Origin of the sequence: Micromonospora sp. NPDC050187 (genome assembly GCF_044459745.1) — a bacterium.
In the GTDB taxonomy this organism is placed as follows: Bacteria; Actinomycetota; Actinomycetes; order Mycobacteriales; family Micromonosporaceae; genus Micromonospora.
In genome coordinates this window covers 103,025-125,518 of the sequence record NZ_JBITJH010000019.1, presented here as the reverse complement: position 1 = coordinate 125,518, position 22,494 = coordinate 103,025, and the positions used below count along the sequence as shown (strand labels likewise).

At 75.4% G+C, this 22,494-nt stretch carries 17 protein-coding genes and 1 rRNA gene; 15 read left to right on the top strand and 3 right to left on the bottom strand.

Features of this window, described 5'->3' with window-relative positions:
- Window positions 1–88: ribosomal RNA gene (rrf, locus tag ACIBJE_RS25130) — 5S ribosomal RNA — on the top strand; the annotation flags it as partial.
- 91 nt (window positions 89–179) lie between these two features.
- On the opposite strand, the gene ACIBJE_RS25125 is transcribed toward rrf, so the two are convergent.
- Entirely contained in the window at window positions 180–1,190 is a 1,011-nt protein-coding gene (locus ACIBJE_RS25125) for a hypothetical protein (RefSeq protein ID WP_396752338.1), read from the bottom strand.
- Between the two features lie 741 nt (window positions 1,191–1,931).
- On the opposite strand from ACIBJE_RS25125, the gene ACIBJE_RS25120 reads away from it, so the two are divergent.
- Both ACIBJE_RS25120 and ACIBJE_RS25115 read left to right on the top strand, forming a co-directional pair.
- On the top strand, window positions 1,932–2,831 hold the full coding sequence (locus tag ACIBJE_RS25120) for a tetratricopeptide repeat protein (RefSeq protein ID WP_396752356.1): 900 nt from the start codon (window positions 1,932–1,934) through the stop codon (window positions 2,829–2,831).
- Window positions 2,828–3,853 carry an HAD-IIA family hydrolase gene (locus ACIBJE_RS25115; protein WP_396752336.1) on the top strand — a complete coding sequence of 342 codons (1,026 nt, stop codon included), beginning with the start codon at window positions 2,828–2,830 and terminating at the stop codon, window positions 3,851–3,853. The genes ACIBJE_RS25120 and ACIBJE_RS25115 overlap by 4 nt, the downstream gene beginning before the upstream one ends.
- Window positions 3,854–4,012: 159 nt before the next feature.
- Here the strand turns inward: ACIBJE_RS25115 and ACIBJE_RS25110 are convergent, their stop codons facing one another.
- The gene (locus tag ACIBJE_RS25110; RefSeq protein ID WP_396752334.1) at window positions 4,013–4,351 is read right to left on the bottom strand and encodes an SCP2 sterol-binding domain-containing protein; all 339 of its coding nucleotides are present in this window, start codon (window positions 4,349–4,351) and stop codon (window positions 4,013–4,015) included.
- Window positions 4,352–4,466: 115 nt separating this feature from the next.
- Here ACIBJE_RS25110 and ACIBJE_RS25105 point away from each other — a divergent pair, with 115 nt between their 5' ends.
- From ACIBJE_RS25105 to ACIBJE_RS25085, 5 genes are all read left to right on the top strand, one after another.
- Window positions 4,467–5,036, top strand: coding sequence for a phasin family protein (locus ACIBJE_RS25105; RefSeq protein ID WP_396752332.1), 570 nt, complete (start codon window positions 4,467–4,469; stop codon window positions 5,034–5,036).
- 67 nt (window positions 5,037–5,103) lie between these two features.
- Entirely contained in the window at window positions 5,104–5,463 is a 360-nt protein-coding gene (locus ACIBJE_RS25100) for a hypothetical protein (protein ID WP_396752331.1), read from the top strand.
- 19 nt (window positions 5,464–5,482) lie between these two features.
- Window positions 5,483–6,349, top strand: a complete 867-nt coding sequence (locus ACIBJE_RS25095; RefSeq protein WP_396752329.1) for a TlyA family RNA methyltransferase — start codon at window positions 5,483–5,485, stop codon at window positions 6,347–6,349.
- A 102-nt stretch (window positions 6,350–6,451) separates the two neighbouring features.
- Window positions 6,452–7,336, top strand: a complete 885-nt coding sequence (locus tag ACIBJE_RS25090; RefSeq protein WP_396752354.1) for an NAD kinase — start codon at window positions 6,452–6,454, stop codon at window positions 7,334–7,336.
- Between the two features lie 248 nt (window positions 7,337–7,584).
- Window positions 7,585–11,316: a S8 family peptidase gene (locus ACIBJE_RS25085; RefSeq protein WP_396752327.1), complete on the top strand. Its 3,732-nt coding sequence runs from the start codon at window positions 7,585–7,587 to the stop codon at window positions 11,314–11,316.
- Window positions 11,317–11,357: 41 nt separating this feature from the next.
- Here the strand turns inward: ACIBJE_RS25085 and ACIBJE_RS25080 are convergent, their stop codons facing one another.
- Window positions 11,358–12,341 carry a TrmB family transcriptional regulator gene (locus tag ACIBJE_RS25080; RefSeq protein ID WP_396752324.1) on the bottom strand — a complete coding sequence of 328 codons (984 nt, stop codon included), beginning with the start codon at window positions 12,339–12,341 and terminating at the stop codon, window positions 11,358–11,360.
- 89 nt (window positions 12,342–12,430) lie between these two features.
- Between ACIBJE_RS25080 and recN the strand changes: the two genes are divergently transcribed.
- From recN to ACIBJE_RS25045, 7 genes are all read left to right on the top strand, one after another.
- Window positions 12,431–14,188, top strand: coding sequence for a DNA repair protein RecN (gene recN / locus ACIBJE_RS25075; protein WP_396752352.1), 1,758 nt, complete (start codon window positions 12,431–12,433; stop codon window positions 14,186–14,188).
- A 118-nt stretch (window positions 14,189–14,306) separates the two neighbouring features.
- Entirely contained in the window at window positions 14,307–15,485 is a 1,179-nt protein-coding gene (steA, locus tag ACIBJE_RS25070) for a putative cytokinetic ring protein SteA (RefSeq protein WP_396752321.1), read from the top strand.
- 27 nt (window positions 15,486–15,512) lie between these two features.
- A complete protein-coding gene (locus tag ACIBJE_RS25065) occupies window positions 15,513–16,445 on the top strand; it encodes a copper transporter (protein WP_396752319.1) in 933 nt (310 codons plus the stop codon).
- 61 nt (window positions 16,446–16,506) lie between these two features.
- Window positions 16,507–17,382, top strand: coding sequence for a hypothetical protein (locus ACIBJE_RS25060; RefSeq protein ID WP_396752316.1), 876 nt, complete (start codon window positions 16,507–16,509; stop codon window positions 17,380–17,382).
- 1 nt (window position 17,383) lies between these two features.
- A complete protein-coding gene (gene murJ, locus ACIBJE_RS25055; protein WP_396752314.1) occupies window positions 17,384–19,045 on the top strand; it encodes a murein biosynthesis integral membrane protein MurJ in 1,662 nt (553 codons plus the stop codon).
- On the top strand, window positions 19,042–20,202 hold the full coding sequence (locus ACIBJE_RS25050) for a glycosyltransferase family 4 protein (RefSeq protein WP_396752311.1): 1,161 nt from the start codon (window positions 19,042–19,044) through the stop codon (window positions 20,200–20,202). The genes murJ and ACIBJE_RS25050 overlap by 4 nt, the downstream gene beginning before the upstream one ends.
- Window positions 20,202–22,487, top strand: a complete 2,286-nt coding sequence (locus ACIBJE_RS25045) for a hypothetical protein (RefSeq protein ID WP_396752309.1) — start codon at window positions 20,202–20,204, stop codon at window positions 22,485–22,487. The genes ACIBJE_RS25050 and ACIBJE_RS25045 overlap by 1 nt, the downstream gene beginning before the upstream one ends.
- Window positions 22,488–22,494: the final 7 nt, after the last annotated feature.

Here is a 22,494-nt window from a genome sequence, read left to right as displayed (position 1 = left end):
CGGTTACATTCCGAACCCGGAAGCTAAGCCCTCCAGCGCCGATGGTACTGCACTCGGGAGGGTGTGGGAGAGTAGGACACCGCCGGACTTCTTTTCAGTCGAGGGCCGCCCCCAACGGGGTCGGCCCTCGACTGCGTAGTGCCGTTTGTGGCGCACTGAGGAAGGATGTACCTGTGAGTTCAGGACCCCAGGGCGGAGACCGTCCCCGTCGGGACGAGGACCGTACCGACCGCCGAGGCGGCCGTGAGGGGTCGCCGCGCCGGGACGACCGACCGCCGTACCGTGGCGACCGTGATCCGCGCTCCGCTGGACAGCGTGGCGGTCACGGCGCGGACCGGGGCGGTCGCGAGGGCGGATTCCGCGACAACGACCGTCGGACCGGCGACTTCCGGTCCGGGCCGCGCGACGGTGGATCCCGGGACGGTGGATCCCGGGACGGTGGCGGCTTCCGCCGTGACGGTGACAGCCGTCCGGGCGGCTTCCGCCGCGACGACGACCGCCGTCAGGGCGGGTTCCGTGGCGACGACCGCCGGGATGGAGGCTTCCGTCGGGACGACCGTGGCGGCAGCGGTTTCCGGCGTGACGGCGGCGACTCCCGCCGCGACGACCGTGGTGGTGAAAGCGGCTTCCGTCGGGACGATCGGTCTCCCCGTGAGGGTGGTTTCCGGGGTGGCGACCGCCGTGAGGGCGGCTTCCGTCGGGACGACCGGGGCGCGGGTGGTTTCCGCTCCGGCCCCTCGGGTGGCGGTTCTGTCCGGGGAAGTGACCGTGACGGCGGGTTCCGCCGTGACGACCGTGGTGAGGGCGGCTTCCGCCGGGACGACCGGGGATCCCGTGACAGCGGGCCTCGCCGCGACGACCGTGGACCTCGGGACGCCGGCTTCCGTCGGGACGACCGGGCTCCGAGTCAGGGCGGGTTCCGCCCTGGCGGTTCCCGTGAGGGTGGCTTCCGTCGTGAGGGTGGGGAGTTCCGTCGGGACGACCGCGCCCCTCGTGAGGGTGGCTTCCGGGGTGGCGACCGCGCCCCTCGTGAGGGTGGCTTCCGGGGTGGCGACCGCGCCCCTCGTGAGGGTGGCTTTCGAGGTGGCGACCGTGCTCCGCGTGAGGGCGGTTTTCGAGGTGGCGACCGCCGTGAGGGCGGCTTCCGGGGCGGACCGTCCCGCGACACCGGGTTCCGTGGTGGCGAACACCGGGGACGCGACGTGCGTCGCGACGACCGTGAATCGCGTGAGGGCGGCTTCCGTCGGGACGATCGTGGTGAGGGCGGGTTCCGCCCCGGCGGTTCCCGTGAGGGTGGGGAGTTCCGTCGGGACGACCGTGCTCCGCGTGAGGGTGGTTTCCGGAGTGGTGACCGTGCTCCGCGTGAGGGCGGTTTCCGGAGTGGTGACCGTGCTCCGCGTGAGGGCGGTTTCCGGGGTGGCGACCGTGCTCCCCGTGAGGGCGGTTTCCGGGGTGGCGACCGTCGCGAGGGCGGCTTCCGTCGGGACGACCGGGGCGAGGGTGGTGGCTACCGCTCGGGTCCGAGGGAGGGCTACTCCCGGGAGGGCGACCGTCGGGACGGTGGATTCCGTGGTGGTGACCGGCCACAGGGTGGCTTCCGGGGCGGCGACCAGGGCGGTCGCGGCCCGCGGGAGGGCTTCCGCGACGGTGACCGGGACCGCAGCCAGGACCGGCCGCGTGCGTACCGGGAGGACGACCGGGGCGGCTACGGCGACCGTCCGCGCCGCGACGACGGCGGCCGGTTCGGCGACCGTCGTCGCGAGGGTGACCGCTTCGGCGGCCCCCGCCGTGAGGAGCGGGACGGTCGGCCGGAGGGTCGGGACAGCCGCCGCGAGGATCGGCGGGAACCGACGGACGGCGGTCGCGCCGAGGCACCGGCCCTGCCGGACGAGATCGTGGCGACCGACCTCGACACCGCCGTTCGGGCGGAGCTGCTCTCGCTCGCCAAGCCGGTGGCGGAGACCGTCGCCCGGCATCTCGTGGCGACCGGCCAGCTGATCGACGAGGACCCGGCCGAGGCGCTCGCGCACGCGCTGGCGGCCCGCCGCCTGGCCGCCCGTATCTCGGCCGTACGCGAGGCCGTCGGGCTGGCCGCGTACCACGCCGGGGAGTGGCAGACGGCCATCGCCGACCTGCGGACGTACCACCGGATGACCGGATCGCAGAGCCACCTGGCGGTGCTCGCCGACTGTGAGCGGGCGCTGGGACGTCCGGAACGGGCCATCGACCTGTTCCGGGGCGCCGACCGGGACGCGCTCGACCCGGCCGTGGCGATCGAGCTGCTCATCGTCGCCGCCGGTGCCCGGGGGGACCTCGGGCAGAAGGACGCCGCCGTGGCGATGCTGCAGGTGCGCGAGTTGACCGGTGACCAGGTCCAGCCGTGGAGCGCGCGACTGCGGTACGCCTACGCCGACGCGTTGCTGGCGGCGGACCGGCGCGAGGAGGCGCGGGAGTGGTTCGCCCGTGCCGCCGAGGTGGACCCCGAGTCCGAGACCGACGCCGCCGAGCGCCTGCTGGAGCTGGACGGCGTGGTGCTCGAGGGCGACGAGGACGAGGACGACGAGGTGTCCGCCGACCAGGACTCGGCCGGCGTGGATGCGCCGGAGACGGTCCGGGCGGAGGACGACACCCCTGTCGTCGACACGACGGACTCGGTCGAGACTGCCGAGGACGGCGAATCTGTCGAGGACAGCGAGCCTGCCGAGGACCTGGGATCCGCCGGAACCGTCGGGGTGTCAGAGGCCGCCGGGCACGAGGTGGCCCGGGAAACCGGAACCCCCGACACGGTGTCGGAGGAGTCCGACGGAACCCTGGGCGCGGACCGACGGTGAGCGATGGCGGTGGGGATCGGCTGGTCGACGGATTCCGTCTGGTGGTCTTCGACCTCGACGGGGTGATCTACCTGATCGACCGGCCGATCCCCGGCGCGGTGGAGGCGGTCGCCCGGCTGCGCGCCGGTGGCCACCTCGTCGCGTACGCCACCAACAACGCCTCCCGCCGTTCCTCGGAGGTCGCCGAACTGCTCACCGGCATGGGGGTCCCGGCCCGGTCGGAGGAGGTGCTGACCTCCGCCGCCGCAGCCGCCGAGTTGCTCCGGGACCGACTTCCCGCCGACGCGGCGGTGCTGGTGGTCGGGGCCGACGCCTTGCGGGCGGAGATCCGCGCGGCGGGGCTGCGTCCGGTCAGCCGGGCCGACGAGGAGCCGGTCGCCGTGGTCCAGGGGTACGGTCCGCAGGTCGGGTGGGCTGATCTGGCCGAGGCGGCGATCGCCGTCCGTTCCGGTGCCACCTGGGTCGCCACCAACACCGACCGCACGTTGCCCAGCCCCCGAGGGCCGCTGCCGGGCAACGGCGCGCTGGTCGCGGCGCTGCGTACGGCTCTCGACCGGGATCCCGACCTGGTGGTGGGCAAGCCGGAGCCGGCGCTGTTCGCCACCGCCGCCCGGCGGGCCGACGACGCGGGCTGCCTGGTGGTGGGCGACCGGCTGGACACCGACATCGAGGGCGCGTGCCGGGCCGGATTGCCGAGTCTGCTGGTGTTGACCGGGGTCCACGGGGTGGCCGACCTGCTCGCCGCCCCACCGCAGGCCCGGCCGACGTACGTCTCGGTCGACCTGGCGGGACTCTTCGACCCGGACGCGGTGGTGCGCGTCCCCGGCGAGGCGACGACCGGCGGGTGGTCCGTCGCGGTCCGCGACGGCGTGCTCGAGGTGAGCGGGTCGGGTCGACCGTTGGACGCACTGGCCGCGCTCTGTGCGGTGGCCTGGTCCACGGCGGAGGCGGCGCGGCGGCCGGTCCGGGCGGTCTCGCCCGAGGCAGAGCGGGCCCTGCGCACCCTCGGCCTGCCCGACTGAGGCAGCCGGCCGACCGGGCCGAGGCGTCGCTCGCCGGGCTGCGGCCGGTGGACTTCGGTGACGACCAGGATCGGATGTGGTGGCCTGGCCCGGACTCGCCGCCCAGCTCGCCGGCGACGACGCGGCCCCCGCCGGCCAGGCCCCGGTGACCGGGCCGGATCAGAGCAGCTTGCGGAGCTTCATCAGGTCGAACGGGTTGGCCTTGATGGACACCCGGCGGGACGCCACCGCCCGCGTCACGTCGAGCTCACCACGGACCAGGGCGAGCAGGTCGTCGCCGGTGGTGCTGAGTGCGATCTTGGCCTTCGGGTCGTCACCGTCGACGAGGTCGACCAGTCGGCCACCGGCGAGCCGGCCGTGGAAGGCCGTGTCGAGGTCGGTGATCCGGCAGGCGAGGGTGCGGTCCAGGTCGATGCGCTCGCGGACCTTGTCCGCGTTCGCGTCCAGCCGCGCGGCCAGGTCCCGCAACGCCTGCCGACACTCGTCAACGCTGGCCACCGTCGCTCCCTCGCCTCTCGCCACGTCCGCTCCCGGCACGGTACCGCACGGGGGCTGCCCGCCGGCCCGGTAGCGTGACACCAGCACATCCCGATTCCCACGGAAGGACTCAGGTATGCAGGACGCGTGGCGCGCCTACCTCGAGCTGGCCATGGGCCTCACGGAGGCGCCCCGGAAGAAGGCACAGGACGCGGTCCGGCGGCTCGTCGGCTCCGGCGGGGCGACCGCCGCCCAGTTGCAGGCCCTGGCCGAGGAACTCGTGGCGACCAGCGCGGCCAACCGGGAGTCGCTGACCAAGTTGGTCCGGTTCGAGGTGGACCGGACGCTGGGCGCGGTGGGGCTGGCCACCGCCGACGAGGTCGCCGAGCTGACCCGGCGGGTGCACGAGCTGGAGCGGCAGTTGCGCGAGGCGAGGGCGGCGTCCGAGCTGGCCGGCGCGCAGGAGCCGTCGACCACCACCGTGGTGGCGAAGAAGACGGTCGCGAAGAGGACCGTGGCGAAGAAGACGGTCGCCAAGAAGGCTCCGGCGACGGTCAGCCGGACCACCGACGAGGACGAGACGCGGCTCGAGCTGCGTACCCCGGCGAAGAAGGCCGTGGTGAAGAAGACGGTGGCGAAGAAGGCCGTGAAGAAGACGGCCCCCGGCCCGACCGGGGACGAACCGGGTTCGGGTGCGGCCGGATGACCGGACGGTGCGGCCGGATGACCGGACGGTGCCGCCGGATGACCGGACGGTGCCGCCGGGGCCGGTCGTGAGCGCCCCGTTCCGTCCCGGCCCGCCGTCGGGCGCCTTCCGTCCGGGACCGCCGGCCAGCGGGCCCCGACCGGGACCGCCCGGCGGAGGCCCACGGCCGGGACCGCCGGCCAGCGGGCCCCGACCGGGACCGCCCGGCGGAGGCCCACGGCCGGGACCGCCACCCGGACTCCGTCCCGGGCCGTCCCATCAGGAGATCGAACCGGACGACGGCGACGACGCCCGGCACCCGGCGGTCGACGCCGCCGTGCGGGCGATCGTGAACGCGGCCGCGCTCGCTCCCGCCGACCAGATCCCCCACTACGAGGCCGCGTACCAGACGCTGCGGGAAACCCTCGCCACCATCGACCAGACCTGACCGACCGGAGAACCACCCCATGGCACGTCGTAACCGGCTGGACGCCGAACTCGTCCGCCGTGGTCTGGCCCGATCCCGCGAGCAGGCCGCCGCTCTCGTCGAGGCGGGCCGGGTCCAGCTGCGCGGGGTGGTCGCCCGCAAGGCCGCCGCGATGGTCGACCCCGCCGACGCCCTGCGGGTCACCGGCGCGGATCCCGGCTCCGAGTACGTCTCCCGGGGCGGCCACAAGCTGGCCGGCGCGCTGGCCGCCTTCACCGGCCTGCCGGTCGCCGGCCGGCGTTGCCTCGACGCCGGCGCGTCCACCGGCGGTTTCACCGACGTGCTGCTGCGCGCCGACGCGGCCGAGGTGGTCGCGGTCGACGTCGGCTACGGGCAGCTCGCCTGGTCGCTGCGGAACGACGACCGGGTACGGGTCCTGGAGCGGACCAACGTGCGGACGCTGACCCCGGAGGCGGTCGGCGGCCCGGTCGACCTGACCGTGGCCGACCTGTCGTTCATCTCGCTGCGGCTCGTGCTGCCGGCCCTGGCCGGCTGCACCCGGCCCGACGGGGACCTGGCGCTGATGGTGAAGCCCCAGTTCGAGGTGGGCCGGGAGCGGGTCGGCTCCGGTGGCGTGGTCCGCGATCCGCTGCTGCGGGCCGAGGCGGTGCTCGACGTGGCCGCCGCCGCCGCGAACCTCGGCCTCGGCCTGGCCGACGTGGCGGCCAGCCCTCTGCCGGGGCCCAGCGGCAACGTCGAATTCTTCGTATGGTTACGCCGGGACGCGCCGTCGGCCGACGCCGAGCGGGTCCGGTCGGTGGCCCTGGCCGGTCCCCGGTCACCGGGGGAGCCCGCTCCGGTGGACGCGGGACGCGGCCCGGCCGGGGCCGAGAGGTCGGCGCAGTGAGCGCGGGGTGGGCCCGCGCGGTCGGGGACGGAAGGCCGGTTTCGGTGACGAGAAGTGCGGTGGTCGGACGGGAGGCGCGGCGTGGTGGGCGCGACTGAGCCGGTGGGCCGGACGGCGCTGCTGGTGACGCACACCGGTCGCCGGCGCAGCACCGAACACGCGCGGGCGGTCGCGGCGGACCTGATCGCCGCCGGGTTCGAGGTGCGGGTCGTCGCCGAGGAGGCCGAGGACCTGGACCTGCCCGGTGTGGTGCCGGTGGAAGGGCCTGCGGCGGCCGAGGGAGCCGAGATCGTCTTCGCGTTGGGCGGGGACGGGACTTTCCTGCGGGCGGCGGAACTGGCCCGCCCGACGAAGGTGCCGCTGCTCGGGATCAATCTCGGCAAGGTCGGGTTCCTGGCCGAGGCCGAGATCGACGACCTCGACCTGGCCGTCCGGGAGGTGGTCGAGCGCAACTACACGGTGGACGAGCGGCTCACCCTCGACGTCACCGCCGAGTTCGAGGGCGGCCCGACCATCGAGTCGTGGGCGCTCAACGAGATCAGCGTCGAGAAGGGAGAACGGGCGCAGATGCTCGAACTCCTGGTCGACGTGGACGGCCGGCCGCTGTCCCGGTACGGCTGCGACGGGGTGGTCTGCGCGACACCCACCGGCTCCACCGCGTACGCGTTCTCCGGCGGCGGTCCCGTCGTCTGGCCGGAGGTGGAGGCGCTGCTGCTGGTGCCGATCAGCGCGCACGCCCTGTTCAGCCGGCCACTGGTCACCGCACCCACCTCGATCTTCTCGATCACCGTGGACCCGTTCACCACACTCGCCGTGCTCTGCTGCGACGGGCGTCGGGTGTACGACCTGCCGCCGGGAGCGCGGGTCACCGTCCGGCGGGGTTCGCTTCCGGTGCGCATCGTGCGGCTGCGGGCGCGTTCCTTCACCGACCGGCTGGTGGCGAAGTTCCGGCTGCCCGTGCACGGCTGGCGGGGCGGCCGCCGCTGAGCCCGGCCGGCGGGCGCGCCCGTGCGCGGCGGCCCCACGCCTGCGTTGCCCGGCCCCCATGCCTGCGATGACCGGGGCGGCAACCGGCCGTACACCTGGGCGTCCGGCCGGTGCCGTCGGGGTGTCCACCTGGCGACATGTCGCTGGTGCGGCGGCCCGCAGCTAGTGACCACGCGGTGCGCTCCGGCGCAGACTCCGAGCGGTCGATCTCCTGGAGACCGGCCCCCTGGAGTAGAGGAGCGCATCGCATGCACTGGCCCCCACGCTGGCTCGTCGCCGGCGCGGTCGGCGCGTTGGTGGTCGGGCTCGCCGCACCGGCGTCCGCCGACCCCGCCCGGCCCACCGGACCGCAACCGGGCACGCCCACGCCGGGTACCGCGCCGGTCCGCGTCACCCTGATCACCGGCGACCAGGTCGACCTCACCCCGGCCGCCCCCGGCCGCGTGGCCGCCACGGTCCGCCCCGGCCCCGGCCGCGACCGGATCACCTTCCACACCATCGAGGCCGACGGCGGGCTGCGGGTGCTGCCGAGCGACGTCGTGCCGTACGTCTCCGCCGGGGTGCTCGACCCGGACCTGTTCGACGTGCAGGAGTTGGTCGCCGACGGGTACGGCGACGCGGCGCAGGGCTCGCTGCCGCTGATCGTGCGCTACCAGGCCCCGGCCGCCGGTCGGGTCCGGCCGCTCGCCGGGACCACCGACGCCCGGCCGCTGGAGAGCATCAACGGCGCGGCGCTGCGGGTCGGCCGGAGCGACCTCGGTGGCCTGTGGACGACGCTGCGCGGCACGGCGGAAGCCCGGGCCACCGCCGCCGGCACGCCCCGGCTCGGGGCCGGCATCGCCCGCGTCTGGCTGGACGAGCGGGTCCGTCCGGCGCTGGAGCACAGCGTGCCGCAGATCGGTGCCCCGGCGGCCTGGGCGGCCGGCCGGGACGGCAGTGGCGTCACGGTGGCGGTGCTCGACACCGGTGTCGACACCGCGCACCCGGACCTCGCCGGCCGGATCGCCGACGCGCAGGACTTCTCCGGCAGCGGGAGCGTCCGGGACGGGCACGGCCACGGCACCCACGTGGCGGCCACCATCGCCGGCAGCGGCGCCGCCTCGGACGGCCTGCGCAAGGGCGTCGCCCCCGGCGCCCGGCTGCTGGTCGGCAAGGTGCTCGACGACTCCGGTTCCGGCTACAGCTCGGGGATCATCGCGGGCATGGAGTGGGCGGCCCGCTCCGGCGCGAAGGTCGTCAACATGAGCCTCGGCGGCTCCGCGACCGACGGCACCGACCCGATGAGCCAGGCGGTGAACGACCTCACCGCCGCCACCGGCACGCTGTTCGTGGTCGCCGCCGGCAACGACGGCGCGGCACGCAGCGTCGGCGCGCCCGGCGCGGCCGACGCCGCGCTCACCGTCGGCGCGGTGGACCGCGCCGACGACCTGGCCGACTTCTCCAGCCGGGGTCCGCGCCTCGGCGACAACGGCCTCAAGCCGGAGATCACCGCGCCGGGCGTCGACATCGTCGCGGCCCGGGCCACCGGCACCACCATGGGCACGCCGGTGGGTGACGCGTACACCCAGGCGTCCGGGACCTCGATGGCGACCCCGCACGTCGCCGGGGCGGCGGCGATCCTGGCTCAGGAGCACCCCGACTGGACCGCCGCGAGGCTCAAGGACGCGCTGGTCAGCACCGCGCGGGCGAACCCGGCGCTGACCGTCTTCGAGCAGGGCGGCGGCCGGCTCGACGTGACCCGGGCGCTCGGCCAGCGGGTGTACGGGTCGGCCACCGCCGACTTCGCCCGCCTGGCCACCGGGGGCGCGGCCGTGGAGCGGACGGTGACGTACACCAACGGCACCGGCGCCGCGCAGACCCTCCGGCTGGCCCTGGACCTGCGCAACCTGGACAGCGGCGCGGCCGATCCGGACGGTGTCTCGGTCGGTGCCGGCGAGGTGACCGTGCCGGCCGGCGGCAGCGTGGCCGTCCCGCTGCGGGCCGACCCGGCGAAGCTGGGCCGTGGCCCGCACGGCGGCTGGCTGGTGGCCACCGGCGCGGACGGTGTCACCGTGCGTACCGCCGTCGGACTCGCCCTCAGCGGCCCGGCGCACACCGTCACCCTCCGGGCGCTGGACATGGCCGGGCAGCCCGGCGGGGCCCCGGTGGTCACCCTCTTCGGCGAACAGCCCGAATCGGACACCCTGACCTGGCTCGGCGGGGGAGAGAGCCGGACGGTGCGGGTCGAGGAGGGACCGTACATCCTCCAGGGGCTCATCGAGCACGGCGCCCCGCTGGACGAGCAGCTCACCCTGGTCACCGATCCGGAGTTGACCGTCGACCGGGACCTGACCGTGGTGCTGGACCCCCGCCGGGGCACGCCGATCCGGATCGAGACGCCGAAGCCGGCCGAGCAGCGCGCGACGATCAGCTTCTACGAGCACCGGGTGTTCGGCAACGGCCGGCAGGTCGACCACGGCGTGCAGGCGTACAGCACGGTGCAGCAGGTCAACGTCACGCCGACCCGGCGGGTGACCAGGGGCGAGTTCGAGTTTTCCTCCCGCTGGCAACTCGTCGCGCCGATGGTGGACGCCCGGGTCAAGGGGGTCTCCGACCCGTTGGACATCAACCTCCTCGGCCAGTCGCCGGCCCCGACCGGCCGGCGCAAGCTGCCGCTGGTGTTCGCCGGCACCGGGAACCCGGCCGAGCTGGCCCGGGTGAAGGGGGCCGCCGTGCTGCTCACCAGCGACCCGGACCGCGCCGAGGAGGAGCAGGTGGCCGCCGCGGCCACCGCTGGCGCGGCGACGGTGCTCGTCGTCCGGCCGGCTGACCAGAGCGCGTGGACGGTCTGGCGTCCGACCGGGGACCGGCTGCCGATCCCGGCGCTGGTGGTGGCGTACGACGCCGGCCAGCGGCTGATCGCGGCGGCGCGGGCCGGCCGGGCGACGCTGGACCTGACGCTGACCGTGGACAGCCCGTACCTGTACGACGTGTTCCAGGTGTCGCAGGGCCGGGTGCCGGAGCGGATCGTGCACACGGTCACCGCGCGGAACACCGCCGAGGTGACCGCCCACTACGGCGACACCGGCGGCCTCGACTGGGCCACCGAGCAGCGGTTCGGCTGGCGTCCGTGGCAGACGTTCTCCTGGAACGACGACCAGCGGATCGTGCGGACCGGCACGACCCGGCAGGAGTTCGTCAGCGCCGGTGACTCCTGGTGGCAGCACCGGGTCCTGCACCGGCTCATGTACGCGGGCTGGGGGCAGCTGACCGGCGGACTGACCGGAGAGCCCCGGCGGTACGCCGCCGACGACCGGGAGACCGAGAGCTGGCACGGCCCGGTGATCCGGCCGGCCGTGCCGGCCGCCGGTGGAACGACGGTGCCCACCCGCACCGGGGACACGCTCGACCTCCGGGTGGCCGAGTTCGTCGACGCCGCCAGCAACCACAGCCCGGCCGGGCGCGGTGAGGAGCAGGACACCGTGGAGGTCCGGGTGAGCCGGAACGGGACGCGGATCGCCGACCTCTCCGGCGGCTGGGCCCCGGTGCCCACCGTCGCGGAGGCGGCCCGCTACCGGCTGGACGTGACCACCCGGCGGTCCTCGGAGGAGTGGCGTTTCGCCACCCGTACCGAGACGGCCTGGCAGTTCACCTCGGCCCGCCCGACCGGGGACGCGGCCCGGCCGCTGCCACTGCTCCAGGTGGACTACCAGGTCCCGGCGGACCTGCGCGGCGAGGTGGTCGGCAGTCGGGCGCACCGGCTGGGGCTGACCCTGCGCCAGCCGGCCGGCGTGCCGGCGCCGACCGGCACCGACCTGCGGGCCGAGGTGTCGTTCGACAGCGGACGGACCTGGCGGTCGGTGCCGGTGCGCGGTTCCGGCACCCGGTACACCGCCGTGGTGCCGGCCGGCAAGGGCACGGTGTCGCTGCGGGTGCACGCCCGCGACCGGGCCGGCAACACCGTCGACCAGACCGTGCTCGACGCGTACGGGCTGCGCTGACACCCGGGGCGGGACGGTGCTCGGCCGTCCCGCCCCGGTCCTCAGACCCAGCCCCGCCGGGCGACCTGGAAGGCCAGCCCGGGACGGGTGTCCACGCCGGCGACGGCCATCAGGTCGGCGAGCCGCCGCTGCACGGTGCGCCGGCTGACCCCGAGCTGCGAGGCGATGGACTTGTCCGGCACACCGGCCACGAACAGGGACAGCAGCCGGACCTCGTCGGCGTCCGGGCGGTAGCCGTCGGTGCCGGGCCGGGCCGCCGTGGCGGACGAGCGCAGCGGCGTCGCCATCAACCAGTGGCTCTCGAAGAGGGCGAGCAGCGCGTCGAGCAGTTGACTGCGGCCGATCACCGCGGCGCTCGGTTCGCCGTCGCCCCGTTCCGGCACCAGTGGGCAGAGCGCCGTCCGGCCGTCCACGATGGCCAACCGGACCGGCAGCCGGTCCAGGACCCGGGCCTGCTCACCGGCGTCCACGCCCCGCTCGACGTCCGTCAGCGCGCCCGGTTCGAGCAGCATCCCACGCTCGTAGATGGCCCGGTAGCGGACGCCACGGGCCAGCGCGTCGAACTCCTCGACGTTTTCCGGCCCGGCCATCGCCAGCGGGTTCGCCCGGCAGAACCAGAGCACCTCGACCCGGGCGCCGTTCTGGAGGTCGCGTAGCCGCTCCCGCAGCGCCTGCGCGCCGGTGACCACCTCCACCAGGTGGTCGGGATCGTGTCGCCGCATCCCGGCCCGGTACTCCTCGGTGAGCTGCGTGACGGCGGCGCGGGCGGCCTCCAGCGCCTCCTGTCGGCGCAGCAGCGCCTCGCCGAGCGGGACGTCGGGCGCCAGCGGTCGCAGCGGCGCGTCCGGCTCCGGACCGGTCGGCAGCGCGAGTCCCTTGCCCTGCAGGGCGGCGAGCGGGGCGCGGATCTCCCCGACCGGGCGGCGCAGCCGCTCGGCCAGCTCGTCCTCCCGCGCCGTGGTGAGGTGCACCAGGCAGCGGTAGACGTCCTCCTCGTCGCTGGTCAGGCCGATCACGTCCAACACGTGGCAGAACTGTACGACGCCGCAGCTCACGCGACGACCCGGCCCGCCGGCTGGTCAACTGTCGGGGGCCGCGTCTACTGTCGGTGGCTGTGCTGGAGGAGCTGCGCATCACCGGACTGGGCGTCATCGACGACACCACGCTGCCGTTGACCGGCGGCATGAACGTGATCACCGGCGAGACGGGTGCCGGCAAGACCATGGTCGTCACCGGTCTGGGGCTCCTTTTCGGCGGCCGGGCCGACGCCGGTCGGGTGCGCGCCCAGCCGGGCCGGGCGGTGGTCGAGGGGCGGCTGCGGCTGACCGGGCGGGTCGCCGCGTCGGTGCACGCCCGGGTCGTCGACGCCGGTGGTGAGCCCGACGAGGACGGCTCGGTGCTGCTGAGCCGCACGGTCACCGTGGAGGGACGTTCCCGGGCGCACCTGGGCGGCCGGAGCATGCCGGTGGCCATGCTCGGTGAGGTCGGCGAGCAGGTGGTGGCCGTGCACGGCCAGTCCGACCAGCTCCGGCTGCTGCGGCCGGCCGAGCAGCGGGCCGCGTTGGACCGGTTCGCCGGCCCGGCGCACGAGAAGCTCCTCGACGAGCAGCGGGAGGCGTACACCCGGTGGCGCCGGGTGGTCGACGACCTGGCCGACCGGCGACGCAACGCCCGGGAACGCCACCAGGAGGCGGACCTGCTCCGGCTCGGACTGGACGAGATCACCCGGGTCGACCCGCAGCCGGGTGAGGACGACGAACTCAAGGCGGAGGCGCAGCGGCTGGAGCACGCCGAGGGGCTGCGCACCGCCGCGCAGACCGCCTACCAGTGCGTGGCCGGCGGCGCGGAGCCGACCGACGAGGTGGCGGACGCCAACGCGTTGCTCGGGGTGGCGCGACGCGCCCTGGAGGCGCAGGCCGGCACGGATCCGGCGCTGGCCGACCTGGCGGCCCGGATCGAGGAGGCGGCCACCCTGGTCGGGGACGTCTCGGCGGAGCTGTCGGGGTACCTCGCGGCGCTCGACGCCGATCCGGCCCGGTTGCAGACCATCTACGAGCGCCGCGCCGCGCTGCGCACCCTGACCCGCAAGTACGCCGACGACGTCGACGGGGTGGTGGCCTGGGCGGAGCGTGCCCGGGCCCGCCTAGCCGACCTGGACACCTCCGACGATGTCCTCGACGAGCTGGACCGGGAGCGGCAACGACTGGCGGCCGAGGTGGCCGACCTGGCCGCCCGGCTGTCGGCGTCCCGGCGGGAGGCGGCGTCCCGGTTCGCCGAGGAGGTCACCGCCGAGTTGGCCGGGTTGGCGATGCCGCACGCGCGGATCGAGGTGGCGGTGCTGCCCCGGTCGCCGGGTCGCAGCGAACCGACCCTGGAGGTCGGCGGCGCAGAGGTCGGCGTCGGCCCGGACGGCGCCGACGAGGTCGAACTGCGGCTGCTGGCCCACCCGGGCGCGCCGGCGCTGCCGTTGCAGCGTGGCGCCTCCGGGGGCGAGCTGTCCCGGGTGATGCTCGCCATCGAGGTGGTCTTCGCCGGTTCCGGCGGTCCGCCCACGCTGGTCTTCGACGAGGTGGACGCCGGCGTCGGCGGTCAGGCCGCGGTGGAGATCGGTCGCCGGTTGGCCCGGCTGGCCCGCAGCCACCAGGTGCTGGTGGTCACCCACCTGCCGCAGGTGGCCGCGTTCGCCGACCGGCACCTGGTGGTGGCGAAGGACACCGGGGGAGCGGTGACCACCAGCGGTGTGCGGGTGGTGGAGGACACCGAGCGGGCCCGGGAGCTGGCCCGGATGCTCGCGGGTTTGCCGGACTCCGATCTGGGTATCGCCCACGCGGAGGAACTGCTGGCGGTGGCGGCCCGGGAACGGCGGCCGTGACCTCGGATCTGTGAGCGCAGCCACACCGGGCTGCGCTCACCTGTGCTTCCCTGGGTAGGCGGCCCTGCTCAGGCATGTCGCGACGGAAAACCCTGCCACCCATGCCAGGATGGTCACGATGCGTCTACCCACCTTGCGCCGCAACCGGAGCACGGAACCGGGCTCCCTCGTCGGTACCGTGCGCCTGGACCGCCGGACGAAGCGACTGGTCGGCCGGCTGCGGCCGGGTGAGATCGCGGTGATCGACCACGTCGACGTGGACCGGGTGGCGGCCGACTCGCTGGTCGCCGTCGGTGTCGCCGCCGTGCTCAACGCGAAGCCCTCGATCTCCGGCCGCTACCCGAATCTGGGACCGGAGGTGCTGGTGTCCGCCGGGATCCCCCTCCTGGACGACCTGGGCGAGGGGGTCTTCCAGCGGATCCGGGAGGGCGACGTCGTCCGGATCGAGGGGAACACGGTCTACGTCGGCGACGATCCGGTGGCGCACGGCACCCTCCAGGACGCCGAGGCGGTGGCCAAGGCGATGGCCGACGCGCGGGAGGGCCTGTCGGTCCAGCTGGAGGCGTTCGCCGCGAACACCATGGACTACCTCAAGCAGGAGCGCGACCTGCTGCTCGACGGGGTGGGCGTGCCGGAGATCCAGACCTCGATGCGGGGTCGGCACTGCCTGATCGTGGTCCGTGGCTACGACTACAAGGACGACCTGGACGTGCTGCGCCCGTACATCCGGGAGTTCAAGCCGGTGCTGATCGGCGTGGACGGCGGCGCGGACGCGTTGGTCGAGGCGGGCTACACCCCTGACATGATCATCGGGGACATGGACTCGGTCACCGACGACGTGCTGCGCTGCGGCGCCGAGGTGATCGTCCACGCGTACCCGGACGGGCGGGCGCCGGGGCTGGCCCGGGTCAACGGGCTCGGGGTGCCGGCGCAGACCTTTCCCGCCGCCGCCACCAGCGAGGACCTGGCCATGCTGCTGGCCGACGAGAAGGGCGCGTCGCTGCTGGTGGCCGTCGGCACCCACGCCACGCTGGTGGAGTTCCTCGACAAGGGGCGCGGCGGCATGGCCTCGACCTTCCTGACCCGGCTCAAGGTGGGCGGGAAGCTGGTCGACGCCAAGGGGGTGAGCCGGCTCTACCGGCAGAGCATCTCAGGATCCTCCCTGCTGCTCCTGGTCCTCTCCGCGGTCGCGGCGATGGCCTCGGCGGTGGCCGTCTCCACCGTCGGCAAGGCGTACCTGGGTGTGGCTTCGGAGTGGTGGGACAATTTCGTGTTCCAGCTCGGCCAGATCTTCTAGCTCCCGACCGATCAAGAGGCTGTAAGCGTGATCAATTTCCGCTACCACGTGGTGTCCCTGACCGCGGTCTTCCTGGCGTTGGCCATCGGCCTGGTGGTCGGCACCGCCGCCCTGAACGGGCCGGTGGCCGACTCGCTGAAGGAGCGGGTCAACTCGCTCAGCAAGGACAACCAGCAGATGCGCCAGGCGGTCAACAACCTGCAACGCGAGATGGAACTGGAGGAGGACTTCGCGGCGGAGATGGCCCAGGCGTTCCTGCCGGGCACGCTGACCGGCAAGCGGGTGCTGGTGGTGGGCCTGCCCACCGGCCGGGACCACACCGAGGGTGTGGTGAAGATGCTCCAGACCGCGGGGGCCACGGTCACCGGGCGGCTCGACGTCCAGGACAAGTTCGTCAGCCCGGACAACAACAACAACCTGCTGGAGCTGACGGCGACCGCCGCCGGTCCCACCGGCGCGCCGACCGCCAACCTGCCCGGCAACGGGCACGGCGTGGAGACCTCCAGCGCGCTGCTGGCGAACGTGCTGCTGGACCGCACCCCGGCGGTCACCGAGGCGGACCGCAAGGCGGTGCTCGCCGCGTACGCCAACGCCGGTTACGTCACCTCCGCCGAGCCGGTCACCGGCGCCGCCGAGGCGGTCGTGGTGGTCAGCGGCCAGCCGTACGTGGACAAGGAGGCCGACCGGAAGGACGAGTCGGTGGTGAAGATCGCCGAGCAGTTCGACCGGACCGGCACGATCGTGGTGGCGGGCAACGGCTCGGCCGGCGGCAACGTGGTCGCCGTCGTCCGGGGTGACCCGGTGCTGTCGCAGTCCATCTCCACCGTCGACAACGGCAACACGCCACAGGGACAACTGGTCGCCGTGATGGCTCTGGTGCAGCAGGTCAACGAGAAGAAGGCGGGGCACTACGGTGTCGGCGACAACGCCGCGTCGCTGGTGCCTAAACTGCCCCAGTGAGCGAACGCAGCGCCCCGATGCCCGCATCGTCCCGTCCCGCGTACCGGCGGGGGTGGTCGGCATGAGCGTGTGGAACCGTACCGCCCGGCTGCTGGCCGCCGGGGCCGGCGCGCTCGCCGCCCGCCACCTGCTGGGTCAGGTCCGCAGCTCGCCGGCCGGTCCGGCGCTGGAACGCACCAACTTCCGGGGCCACACGGTCACCCTGGCCGCCGGTCCGGCGCTCGCCGCCGGCGCGGCCACCGCCGGTGCGCTCGGCGCGGCCAGCCCCGCCTCCGGCGCCGCCGCGCTGGTCGCCGGGCTCGGGGCCGGCGCGGTCGGCCTCTACGACGACGTGGTGGGCGCCCGGCCGGAGCAGAAGGCCGCGAAGGGCTTCGCTGGTCACCTCACCGCGCTGCGCGAGGGCATGGTCACCGCCGGCATGGTGAAGGTCGTCGGGGTGGGCGCGGCCGGTCTCGCCGCCGCCGCCCTGCTCGCCGCCGACCCCCAGGTCGCCGCCCACCGGCGGCGGCAGCGGCTGGGCACCCTGGGCCGGACCACCGATGTGCTGCTCGGCGCGGGCGTGGTCGCCGGTACGGCGAACCTGCTCAACCTGCTCGACCTGCGCCCCGGCCGGGCGTTGAAGTCCGGCATCCTGCTCGGCGCGCCGCTGGTGCGCGGTCCGCACGGCGGGCTGGCCGCCGGGGCGGTCGGCGCCGCCGCCGGGCTGATCCGCGACGACCTCGACGAGAAGGTGATGCTCGGCGACAGCGGGGCCAACGCGCTCGGCGCGCTGCTCGGCGTCGCCCTGGCCGCCCGGACCGGACCGGTCGGGCGGGCCGGGATCCTCGCCGTCCTCGCCGGGCTCACCGCGGCCAGCGAGAAGGTCAGCTTCACGGCGGTCATCCAGAAGACCCCCGGACTGCGCGAGCTGGACGCGCTGGGCCGACGCCCCGCCTGACGTGAGCGCACCGGCACCCCTCGCCGGCGCGGGCCGTGTCGCCGGAGCGGCCGCGCTCATCGCCGTCCTCACCGTGGCCGCGCGGCTCACCGGCTTCGCCCGTACCGCCGTCTTCACCTGGGTCGTCGAGGACAGCGACCTGGGCGGCATGTACGTCGTCGCCAACACGGTGCCGAACATCATCTTCGAGATCGTCGCCGGTGGCGCGCTGGCCAGCCTGGTCGTCCCGCTGCTGGCCGGGGCGGTGGCGGCCGGGGACCGTACGGCGGTGGCCGCCACCACCGGGGCGCTGCTGACCTGGACGGTGACCCTGCTGGTGCCGCTGGCGGTGCTGGTGGTGCTCCTCGCCGACCCGATCATCGCGGCGATCAGCACCGACCGGTCGGCGGACGAACTCGCCGCCGGGGCCCGGATGCTGCGGGTCTTCGCGCCGCAACTGCCGCTCTACGGCATCGGCATCGTGCTGACCGGGGTGCTCCAGGCGCACCGGCGGTTCGCCTGGCCGGTGCTCGCGCCGCTGCTCTCCAGCCTCACCGTGGTCGTGGTCTACCTCGCCTTCGGTGGCACCGAGGGACGGGGGGTCACGGTGGCCGGTGTGAGCCGGGGCGGCGAGCTGATCCTGTCGGCCGGCACCACCCTCGGCGTGGTGGTGCTGTCGCTGTCGCTGCTGGTGCCGCTGCGCCGGCTGGGGCTGCGGCTGCGGCCCGGGTACGCCTTCACCGCCGACGCGCGTGCCCGGGTCGGCGCGCTGGCCGTGGCCGGGGCGGTCACCGTCACCGCACAGCAGGTCGCCCTGTTGGTGATCCTCAACCGGGTCACCGGTGGCCCCACCGGCTCCCCCCAGGTGTTCAACCTGGCACAGACCATGTACCTGCTGCCCTGGGCGGTGCTGGCGGTGCCGCTCGCGGTGGCCGCGTACCCGACCCTCGCGGCGGCGTCGGCGGGCGGGGACGAGGACGGCTACCGCCGGACCCTCGCGCCGACCGTCCGGGGGGTGCTGCTGTTCAGCTGCCTCGGCGCGGCGGCACTGGTCGGCACCGCCGCCCCGGTGGCCGCCTTCTTCTACCCGGCCGACCCGGACGGCACCGCCGCCGCCATCGCCGGGTATGCGCCGGGCCTGCTCGGGTACGGCCTGTTCGCGGTCCTCTCCCGGGCCCTCTACGCGCGCGGCGACACCCGCCCCGCCACCGTGGCGATCACCCTCGGCTGGCTCGCCGTGCCGGTGGTCGCGCTGCCGCTGGCGGCGGTGCTGCCGGTCGCCGACCGGGTGCTGGCCGTGGCGCTGGCCAACAGCGTCGGAATGCTGCTGCTGGGCGGGCTGCTGCTGGTCGCGGTGCGCCGGGCGGCAGGGCCGGCCGCACTGGCCGGCATCGTCCGCGCCGGCATCGCCGGGGTGCTCGCGGCGACCGTTGCCGCCCTGGCCGGGGCACAGGTGGCGCGAATGCTGGCCGGGACGGGTGCCGGTACCCCGACGACACCCCGGGCGGTGCTGGAGGGCATGCTGTCCGGAGTCGTGGTGGGCGTGGTGTTCCTCGCCGTGGCGTATCCGGCCGACCGGCGGGACGTACGGCCGCTGCTGGCGGGAGTGCTCCGCCGGCTGCCCGGTCGGGGCCGCGTCGGCCGTCCCCAACGGACCCCGGATGACGGAAGGGTGAATCGGTGAGTGCCAGGAGTGGGGCCGGGTGGCAGGGCACGGTGGCCCTGCTGCTCGCGTCGAGCACCGGCGGGGTGGGGCAGCACGTCCGGTCGGTGACCCGTGGGCTGGTCGCCCAGGGCACGTCCGTGCTGGTCTGCGGACCGGCCGCCACCCAGGAACAGTTCGACTTCGTCGGCGCGGGCGCGCGGTTCACGCCGGTGGAGATCCCGGCGAGTCCCACTCCGGCCGATGCCCGCGCGGTGCTCGCGCTGCGCCGGGCCCTCGCGGCCGAGCCGGTCGGCGTGGTGCACGCGCACGGGCTGCGCGCCGGTCTCGTCGCCGTCCTCGCCCGGCCGGCCGCCCCGCTGGTGGTCACGTGGCACAACGCCGTCCTCGCCGGAGGGTTGCGGGGACGGCTCTCCGGGGTGGCCGAACGCCTGGTCGCCCGTCGGGCCCGGGTCGCCCTGGGCGCGTCGAGCGATCTGGTGGCCCGGGTCACCGCGCTCGGCGCGACCGACGCCCGGCTCGCTCCGGTGGCCGCGCCGGCCCTGCCCCCGCCGCGCCGGCGGCGCGCCGCCGTACGGGCCGAGTTCGCCGTCGCCCCCGGGCAGCCGCTGATCCTCTCGGTCGGGCGGCTGCACCCGCAGAAGCGCTACGACGTGCTGGTCGACGCCGCCGCCCGGTGGCGGGACCGCACGCCACCGCCGGTGGTCGTCATCGCCGGCAGCGGCCCGGCCTACCTGCCGCTGGCCGCCCGGATCTCCGCCGCCCGCGCCCCGGTGACGCTGCTCGGGCACCGCACCGACGTGGCGGACCTCCTCGCCGGGGCCGACCTCGCGGTGGTGACCAGCGACTGGGAGGCCCGGCAGCTGTTCGCGCAGGAGGCGCTGAACGCCGGCGTACCGCTGGTGGCGACCGGGGTGGGCGGGCTGCCGGAACTGGTCGGCGACGCCGCGGTGCTGATCCCGTCCGGCGACGTCGACGCGGTCGACCGGGCGGTCCGTGACCTGCTCGACGACGAGTCCCGCCGCGCCGAGCTGGCCCGCCGGGGCACCGCCCGGGCGGCGACCTGGCCGACCGAGGCGGACACCGTCGCCGCCCTGGTCGACCTCTACGCCGACCTGACCGGCGACGCCGCCGGGCCGGCCGCCCCGGACGCCGGGGCCGCGACGGGGCGTGGTTGATGCTGCGCCGTGTCACTCCACTGCTGTTGACCCTGCTCGTCGTGCTGCTCGGGGTGGCCGCGCTGGCCGTCGAGCCGGACGGCGCGCCGCGCCGACCGGACGCCGACTTCGTTGTCATCGCCGGCGTGCCCGGCCTGCGGTGGGACGACGTGGACCCGGAGACCACGCCGACGCTGTGGCGGATGGCCGAGAACGGGTCGATCGGCTCGCTGTCGGCCCGGTCGGCCCGCCGGCCGACCTGCCCGGTCGACGGCTGGCTCACCCTCGGCGCGGGCAACTTCGCCGCCTGGAACACCACCACCCGGCCGGCCGGGGACTGCCCGGCCGTGGACGTGGAGGTGGAGCAGCCCGACGGGTTCGGTGCCAACCTGCCCCAGCAGGAGAGCGTGGTCCTGCACAACCAGGACCGGCTGTCCTGGGGTGCGGTGCCCGGCGCGCTGGCCGAGTCGGTGCGCTGCGCCGTCGCCGTCGGTCCCGGTGCCGCCGTGGCCGCCGCCCGCCCGTTCGGCCGGGTCGACCGGTACGAACCCGCCCTGCCCGCCGACCCGGCCCCCCTGCTGGGCTCCTGCGTGCTGAGCATCGTCGACCTGGGCACGGTCAGCGGGGAGGACCGGGCCGTCCGGGACGCCGCCGCGCGTCGCGCCGACGCCGCCCTGGCCCGGGTGCTGGCCGCCCGCCCACCGCGTTCCCTGGTGCTGGTCGCCGGGGTCTCGGACACCGCCGCGCCGGCCCGGCTGCACGTGGCGGTCGCCGACGGACCGGGCTGGGAACGGGGCTGGCTCACCTCGGCCAGCACCGGCCGCGACGGTTACCTGCAACTGGTCGACCTGGCCCCCACCGCGTTGACCGTGCTCGACCGTCCGCTGCCGGAACGCAACTTCATCGGCCGGGCCGCCACCCCGGTCGAGGGTCGCCCGGCGGACCTGCGGGCCGCCGTCGACGCGCCGGCCGACGCCGACCGGGAGGCCGGCGCCCAGCGGCGCGTCGCCGGATGGTTCTTCGTCCTGCTCGCCGGCTTCCAGGTGCTGCTCGCCGTGGCGGTCCTCCCGCTGCTGCGGCGGGCCCGTCGGCACGCCGGTCCGGTGGGCCCCACCCCGGCGCCCCGGTCCGTGGTGGCGACCGTCGAGATACTGCTGGTCGCCGCCGCGCTGGCCATCCCGGCAGCCCTGGTCGCCGACCTGGTGCCCTGGTGGCAGGGGGAACACGCGGGCTGGTACTTCGCCGTGGTGACCGTGTTGCTGCTGGCCGGGGCGACCGCGCTGGTCCGGTTCGCGCCCGGACACGACCGCACCCTCGGTCCGCTGGGCGCGGTGGCCGGGCTGACCACCCTCGCCGTCGGCGTGGACGTGCTCACCGGGGCCCGTCTGCAACTCAACGGGGTGGTGGGCTACTCGACCCTGGAGGGCGGCCGGTACGCCGGCCTCGGCACGGTGGGGCTCGGCGCGTTCCTCGCCGGGGTGCTGCTGACCGCCGGCTGGCTGGCCCAGCGGGTGGGCCGGCGCTGGCGGCCGACCGTGGTGGTGGCGGTGGGCACCGCCGCCGTGGTGATCGTCGGCAGCCCGTACCTCGGCGCGGACTCGGTCGGCGCGATCGCGCTGACCGCCGGGGTGACCGTCGCCGCCGTGATCTGCACCGGCGGGTGGCTGACCCTGAGCCGGCTGGTCTGGGCGAGCATGACCGGCCTGGCGGTCACCATCGGGCTGGGCCTGCTGGACCTGCGCCGGCCCCCGACCGAGCGGGGCAGCCTGGGCCGGTTCCTCGCCGCCCTGGGGGAGGGGCGGGCCGGGTTGACCGTGCACCGGTCCAGCACCGCCAACTTCGACACCCTGGTCGGCAGCCCGCTGACCGTCCTCGCCGTGGCCGGCGCGGTGCTGGTGTGGTTCGCCCTCTTCCAGCCCTGGGGCGGGTTGATGCGCCTGTTCGGCATCTATCCGGCGATGCGGGCCGCGATGGCCGGTACCGCCGTGGCCGCGGTGATCGGCGGGATGCTCGGCGGTTCGGCGTTGGACGTCGCGGGCGCGGCCGGGGCGCTGGTGGTGCCGATGGCGGCGCTGGCCGCGCTGCGGGTGCTCGACCACGCGGCCGACCGCACCCAGCCGCCCGGGAACCGTCCTCAGGACTTCGTCAGCGGCGTCCCGGCCCCGGTGGAGACAGCCGGCCCCGGGGACGTGGGGACGACGGGCGACGCGGAGCGGACGGGCGACCCGGGGCCAACCGTGGACGGACGTGCCGGGGAGGCCACCGACCGGGCGTCCCGGGCGTCGACCGAGGTCGCGACCGCGTAGCCGCGTG

Excerpts from the sequence above, each read along its gene's own strand:
- steA (WP_396752321.1), top strand. The coding sequence starts at position 14,307 with ATGCGTCTACCCACCTTGCGCCGCAACCGGAGCACGGAACCGGGCTCC.
- ACIBJE_RS25060 (WP_396752316.1), top strand. The coding sequence starts at position 16,507 with ATGAGCGTGTGGAACCGTACCGCCCGGCTGCTGGCCGCCGGGGCCGGC.
- ACIBJE_RS25045 (WP_396752309.1), top strand. The coding sequence starts at position 20,202 with ATGCTGCGCCGTGTCACTCCACTGCTGTTGACCCTGCTCGTCGTGCTG.
- ACIBJE_RS25105 (WP_396752332.1), top strand. The coding sequence starts at position 4,467 with ATGCAGGACGCGTGGCGCGCCTACCTCGAGCTGGCCATGGGCCTCACG.
- ACIBJE_RS25085 (WP_396752327.1), top strand. The coding sequence starts at position 7,585 with ATGCACTGGCCCCCACGCTGGCTCGTCGCCGGCGCGGTCGGCGCGTTG.
- ACIBJE_RS25095 (WP_396752329.1), top strand. The coding sequence starts at position 5,483 with ATGGCACGTCGTAACCGGCTGGACGCCGAACTCGTCCGCCGTGGTCTG.